At 61.1% G+C, this 5,641-nt stretch carries 6 protein-coding genes; 3 read left to right on the plus strand and 3 right to left on the minus strand.

Translation table 11 applies throughout. From position 1 onward, the window contains the following. The first annotated feature begins 256 nt into the window (after window positions 1-256). The gene (locus ACXJKH_RS13305; RefSeq protein WP_457319931.1) at window positions 257-2,527 is read left to right on the plus strand and encodes a methyl-accepting chemotaxis protein; all 2,271 of its coding nucleotides are present in this window, start codon (window positions 257-259) and stop codon (window positions 2,525-2,527) included. Between the two features lie 267 nt (window positions 2,528-2,794). Here the strand turns inward: ACXJKH_RS13305 and ACXJKH_RS13310 are convergent, their stop codons facing one another. The 3 genes from ACXJKH_RS13310 to ACXJKH_RS13320 are packed head-to-tail and all read right to left on the minus strand — an operon-like array spanning window position 2,795 to window position 4,251. Beyond that, window positions 2,795-3,136: a hypothetical protein gene (locus tag ACXJKH_RS13310; RefSeq protein ID WP_457319933.1), complete on the minus strand. Its 342-nt coding sequence runs from the start codon at window positions 3,134-3,136 to the stop codon at window positions 2,795-2,797. Next, window positions 3,133-3,438, minus strand: coding sequence for a hypothetical protein (locus ACXJKH_RS13315; protein ID WP_457319935.1), 306 nt, complete (start codon window positions 3,436-3,438; stop codon window positions 3,133-3,135). The genes ACXJKH_RS13310 and ACXJKH_RS13315 overlap by 4 nt, the downstream gene beginning before the upstream one ends. Before the next feature lie 39 nt (window positions 3,439-3,477). Next, window positions 3,478-4,251: a hypothetical protein gene (locus tag ACXJKH_RS13320; RefSeq protein ID WP_457319937.1), complete on the minus strand. Its 774-nt coding sequence runs from the start codon at window positions 4,249-4,251 to the stop codon at window positions 3,478-3,480. A gap of 111 nt (window positions 4,252-4,362) precedes the next feature. On the opposite strand from ACXJKH_RS13320, the gene ACXJKH_RS13325 reads away from it, so the two are divergent. Both ACXJKH_RS13325 and ACXJKH_RS13330 read left to right on the plus strand, forming a co-directional pair. Next, on the plus strand, window positions 4,363-4,701 hold the full coding sequence (locus ACXJKH_RS13325) for a helix-turn-helix domain-containing protein (protein ID WP_088434121.1): 339 nt from the start codon (window positions 4,363-4,365) through the stop codon (window positions 4,699-4,701). Window positions 4,702-4,945: 244 nt separating this feature from the next. Further along, on the plus strand, window positions 4,946-5,380 hold the full coding sequence (locus tag ACXJKH_RS13330; protein WP_457319939.1) for a hypothetical protein: 435 nt from the start codon (window positions 4,946-4,948) through the stop codon (window positions 5,378-5,380). Window positions 5,381-5,641: the final 261 nt, after the last annotated feature.

The raw sequence follows: 5,641 nt of genomic DNA on the forward strand, positions 1-5,641 counted from the left end.
CCCTCGGAGTGCGGCCCCTCACCGACTTGTCTGCCAACGCTGCGGCCCTTTAGGTGTGCTGGCCGCGCGGCGAACGATGGCTGCGGCTAACACAGGGGCTGAAGTCAAGCGGCAATTTCAATCTCCCGGCCGGTGAAACGCTTTGGAGGATGTTGTGAAAGCGGGTTTTGGTATGCGATGGATGCGACTCAACCGAAAACCAGAAAAGAACAAAGTCGGTAGGCATGTCGCAACTTAACGAGCAGGATCAACCTTGATGAATTGGTTCAAAAATCTAAGAATTTCCCAGAAATTGATGCTGGCCTTCGCGGTGACCACCGCCATGACGTTGGCCTTGGGCGTGTTTACGGTCATTCGCGCCTCCCAGTCCAAGCAGGAGCTGTCGCGTATTGCAACAGTGTGGGCGCCCGGCAACTATGCCATAGGTGAAATGCGTGCGCAGTTGGGCGACCTCCGGATCTACGAGATATCCCAAGTTAACGAAATCGCCTCCCCTCAGGTGGTGTCAGAGTATGAGGGGCGAATCAAGGCAAGTAAGGCCAAGATCGACGAGCTAGTGCTTCAATACCAGGCGTCTTTCGCGAACAAGGAAGACGAGGCGTTGTTCAACCCTGTCATGCAATCGTTGGCGGAATACTTCGCCATGCATGACACGCTTCGCGACGCCGTGGTCGCCGGCGATGTCGAAGAGGCCAAGCGGATTTCCAACACCGAGTCCCGTGCCAAGCGCGTCGCCTTGTTCAAGAACATGGAGAAGGTCAGCGAATACAACCTCGACGGAATGAAGACCGAGCTGGCTACGAACGCGGCCAGCTTGGATAGGCTGATGTCCATCACCGCCGTAGTTGTACTGGTGCTTTGTGTGGTTGCCAGCGTTCTGGGCTGGGCAATCAGCCGTTCGGTAACCCGCCCAATTGGTCAAGCACTTGAGGCCATTCGTAACGTCGCGAAGGGCAATCTGGCTGTGCGCACCGACTACTACAGCCGGGACGAAGCAGGTCAAATGCTGGTATCCCTGCGCGAGATGGTCACAACTTTGGATCGGTTCTCCAGCGACACCAAGGTGATGATCAAGAAGCATGAATCCGAAGATATCTCGCATCGTATTCCTGAAGACCTGCCGGGGGTGTATGGTGAACTAGCCAAGGGCATGAACACCATGGTATTCGAGCACCTCAATGCCATCTTGGATGCCGTTGCGGTGCTCAACGAGTACGCTGCGGGCGACCTGCGCCGGGATGCGCGCCGACTGCCTGGCTCGCGAGCTTTGCTTCACGAATCCATGGACGCAGCCAAGGCTAGCCTCCTGGCCATCAACACGGAGGTCAAGCGCTTGGCGGTTTCGGCCGCCGACGGCGACTTCTCGGCTCGTGGCGACTCGTCCGTGTTTCAGCATGACTTTGCCATCATGGTGGGCGACCTCAATCGCTTGATGGAGACTGCGGACCACAGTTTGGAGGCAGTTTCCAACTTGCTCCGTGCAATTGCGTCGGGTGACCTGACGCAGCGTATGGAAGGGGACTTCCGAGGGGTGTTCGCCACCATGAGCGAGGACGCAAACGCAACCATCGCGCAGCTGACAGGCATGGTTTCGCGCATTCAAGTTGCGTCTTCGGCGATCAATACCGCCTCGTCGGAGATTGCGTCCGGCAATGATGATCTGTCGCGCCGCACCGAGCAGCAGGCGGCAAACCTGGAGGAGACGGCTGCGTCCATGGAAGAGCTTACTTCGACGGTCCGGCAGAACGCCGAACATGCCCGACAGGCCAGTGCGCTGGCGAGTGGGGCGTCCGAGGTTGCGGGGCAGGGCGGTGGCGTAGTCAGCCAGGTGGTCGTGACCATGGCTGAGATCGAAGCATCTTCGCGTCGGATTGGCGACATCATTTCGGTCATTGACGGCATCGCGTTCCAGACCAACATACTGGCCCTTAACGCTGCCGTGGAGGCCGCGCGCGCGGGCGATCAGGGAAGGGGGTTCGCCGTCGTCGCATCGGAGGTCCGAAACCTTGCTCAGCGCTCAGCGTCTGCCGCCAAAGAAGTCAAGGCCTTGATCGAGGATTCGGTAGCCAAGGTTGCCCATGGATCTGAACTTGCAGATCAGGCGGGTCAGACAATGACGGAGATCGTCAGCTCGGTGGCGGAAGTTTCGAGCATCATCGACGAGATCTCCGCAGCGTCCCAGGAGCAGGCTTCGGGGATCGAGCAGGTGAACCAAGCCGTGGCGCAGATGGACGAAACGACGCAGCAGAACGCGGCGCTTGTGGAGGAGGCAACGGCAGCCGCCCGTGCAATGGAAGATCAGTCGGTTCAGCTGGCAGATGCCGTGTCGGTCTTTAGGCTGGAAACTGGTGGCGATCCTCGCTCTCCGAGTAAAGAAGCGGGAAATGAAGCGAAACATTGTGGAGCACGTGCTGCGGCTACCGCCCTGCGCGTCAAGCTTCCCAACGGTGCTTCTCCTGCTGCTAATTCTAGAAGCCCGAACCCAGTTCTGGCCGCTGCAGAGACGACGCATTGGCAAGAGTTTTGATGGAGGCGGTTTGCCAGTTCTAAATTTGGTTTGACTTGGACTCGTCCTTTGGCAGGGTGGATGAGGGCGAGCCCGGGCAGGCTGAAAGGCATGCTTGATCGTCTTCCTTGCTAAGCTTTTCGGGGGGGGACCTCCTCCAGAGCGTCGGCCGGGGTCAGCCGCTAGTGCAGCTGGCCATGGTCCGGCGGACGGTGCGCGATGGATACCAGCAACGCTTTAGGGAGACGCACGTTGCCGAGCGTAGCGTTGCCGCCCATTCTTCAGGGCCTACTGGGTAAGCTGCGCGTAGAGCACCAAAAGCATCATGGGAAGAGTGCTTAGCGCCGTGATCGCCCAAAACGCGCCCAGCACGGTCAATGGCGTCATGATCCACCACTGCCACCAAGTGAACCCATGATCGCGTTGCCGAGCCTCCCAGGCTGCTGCAGGGTGAAACCGTTCTACCTTCCGCGTTCCTCGCCGGGCCATCAGCGGCCCGACAATGAACCCGAAAGGTCCCATGAAGAGCAGGGACAGCGAATACCACCAGAAGAACCGGTTTCGTGGGGTCATCAGCCTTCGCTGGTTCACCTGAGAGGTCGCAATTGCAGGTGTGGGAATGGTGGTCATTGGGCGTGAGCCCTCCAAGTGTCGCCGGTCTTGGCATACCGAAGGTTTTTGTCGACCGGCAGCGGCACTCGGTTGCCCATCATGTCCAGGACCACGGTGCCGCGGGTATCGCAGCGGTAGCCGTCCGTGGCCTCGGCCCGCTTGCAACCGGTCAGGGTGAATCCTTCGATGGTGATGACAGGCGCTGAGGCGCTCTGGGCCATGAGGTCGGCCAAGGCCTGCCGGGCCTCCGCCGCGGACGGCTTGCCGCTGCAGGCGGTCAGCGTGAGGGCCGCCGCAGCGGCCAAAGTCCATGCTTTCATCGCTTCTATTCCTTTGGATGGGCTCTTCGGCCCTGGTGGTTAGCGGTCGCGGTTGCCATCGGGCTGGAACCCGGCGATCCACATGCGGCCATCCCTAAATGGGGTGAGGATCCCGCTGGGGCCGGGATGGAGGTCCGTGGTCTGGATGAAGCCAGAGACCCATGCCACCCGAAGGGCCACCTCAACGGCTCGGTCGGACACACCCGGGCGGCTTACGTTGACCACAAAGGGCTGGCTGGGCGGATTAGGACCGGTCGAGCGGCCGGCCCCGGTGTTGGGCTTGCCCGCAGGCACTCGAATGCCCGTCAGCGTGTCCCGCCCCTTCCAGAGGGCCGACGTGTTGAGCTCCGCTGTATCGCCCAGGTCATCCGTCTCCGTCAGTGGGGCATCGGAGCAGGTTCGGAAGCTCTCGGTGGTCGACGCAGTCGGGCTTGTCCAAATCCTGGCCTCAATGGTCCAACACGGCAGGGAAGCACCCCATTCCTGGATGGTCAGCGCCACCCTCGGCCAATCAAGCTTCCCAAGCTGAGCCTGTTGGTGGTTGTCCGCCCTGAAGAGGTTGGGCAGCTTGCCAGCTCCACTGAGAGGCGTGTAGGCGGCTCCCAAGCCGTTCGAGCGTCCAGGGGGCGCCCGGTTCGTGGGGGAGGAATTGACGCCGATGGCCTGCTGCCCGGCGTCCTTGAGGCTGGTCCCAAGCTGACGGAAGAAGCCGGGCTTGTTCGGAGCCGCCGGCACCTCTTCCTGGGCGAGGGCGGGGAGGGAGAAAGACAGTGCAAGGAGCGAGGCGACCGCTCCGTGTCGTGAGTGCTTCATATGCAGCCCCTGTAGACCGCCAACCCGGCGGCATTTACGATAATCGCAGATGTGCAACCGAGTTCCAACCGTCAAACTGAGAGGGAATTCAGCTGTGGTGCAAGTTTTCGGATGCCGCAACCCAAGACGCCCTCGACGATCTACGGCAAACGACTGCGCAGTGCGCGGATTGCTCGAGGCTGGACGCAGGCACAACTGGCCGAGCGCATTGGGATGGTGGACTCAGTCTCTGGGGCGACCCGAGTGAGCCGCTACGAGACCGGGCAGCACGACCCGGACCCGGCTACGTCTGAGGCGTTGGCAAAAGCGCTCGGTTTGCCGGTCGCGTATTTCCACGCGACATCAGACGTGTTGGCCGAGGTGATCTTGCTCGTGAGCAAGCTGCCGTTGGCCAAGCAAAGGGAGGCCCTCGAGAAGCTCAAGGAGTTTGCTGGCAAGACCAAGGGCTGAGGTTCGCCCGCTCGCGGCTTTTTGCAGCGGGATCGATTAAAAGGCTTGCGTCGTGACCCACCTCCCTCGGCCTTGCATACGGCTTGGGCGGGTGTTGCCTCAAGAAACCCCTAGGTGCCGCCGTTAGTCGATGAGGCGCCGGGGAACGGTCCCGCAAGAAGGGCATCGTCGGGCCCATGAGCGGTAGTCTTCAGTTCGTGGGCTGAGCGAAGTTGTATCTGTGACAATCAATAGGGAGCGTCGGATGGACATGGAAGCAAGAGCTGAAATATCGGGCTGGGGCAAGGCATACGCGAGAAACCCCGATTTCAAAGCGATCTTCGACGAGATGCACGAGGCCTTGGACGGATTGCCTCCGCCCCTTCACGCCAGAGGGCAAGAGCTTCCGTTCCCCCAGCTTCATCACGCATGCCTTGGCGCAGATCTGCACCTGGTGGCCGCCCTCTTGGATGCCGGTATTGCGGCCGACGCATACCCCTGCACCGAAGACGAAGACGACGAGCCGGCTTTGGTGTGGCTCGCTCGAGACGACCTCTTGAACACTGACGAAAAGATCAGGCTCGCGACCCTGTTGCTCGACCGCGGGGCGGACGTCAATGAAGGTGATCCGCTGGAACACGCCAAGGAGGCCGACCAGACGCAGTTCGTTGCTTTTCTGTTGAGCCGTGGAGCAGGGTGACCACGTGGTTGCTCAACTTTGCGCAGGAGCTGTTGTTGCTGTCTAGGGCGGGCTCCCTCCCAGATGAGCGGGCATTGCTGGCAGCGACGGTGAGGCTCTTGGACAGGCGCCTCGCACGTCATGCACAGGGGCGTTCAGCGGTAGCATCGCCGGAGGTGCTGGAGCTACCCGCATGGGCTTGCGGGCAGCAGCCAGCGGCCCCTGGCTTAACGATCCGCCCTCCTACGGCGATAGCTGACCACCCGATCGCGCCCCTCGCCC

It is taken from the genome of Stenotrophomonas sp. P5_B8, assembly GCF_054049855.1.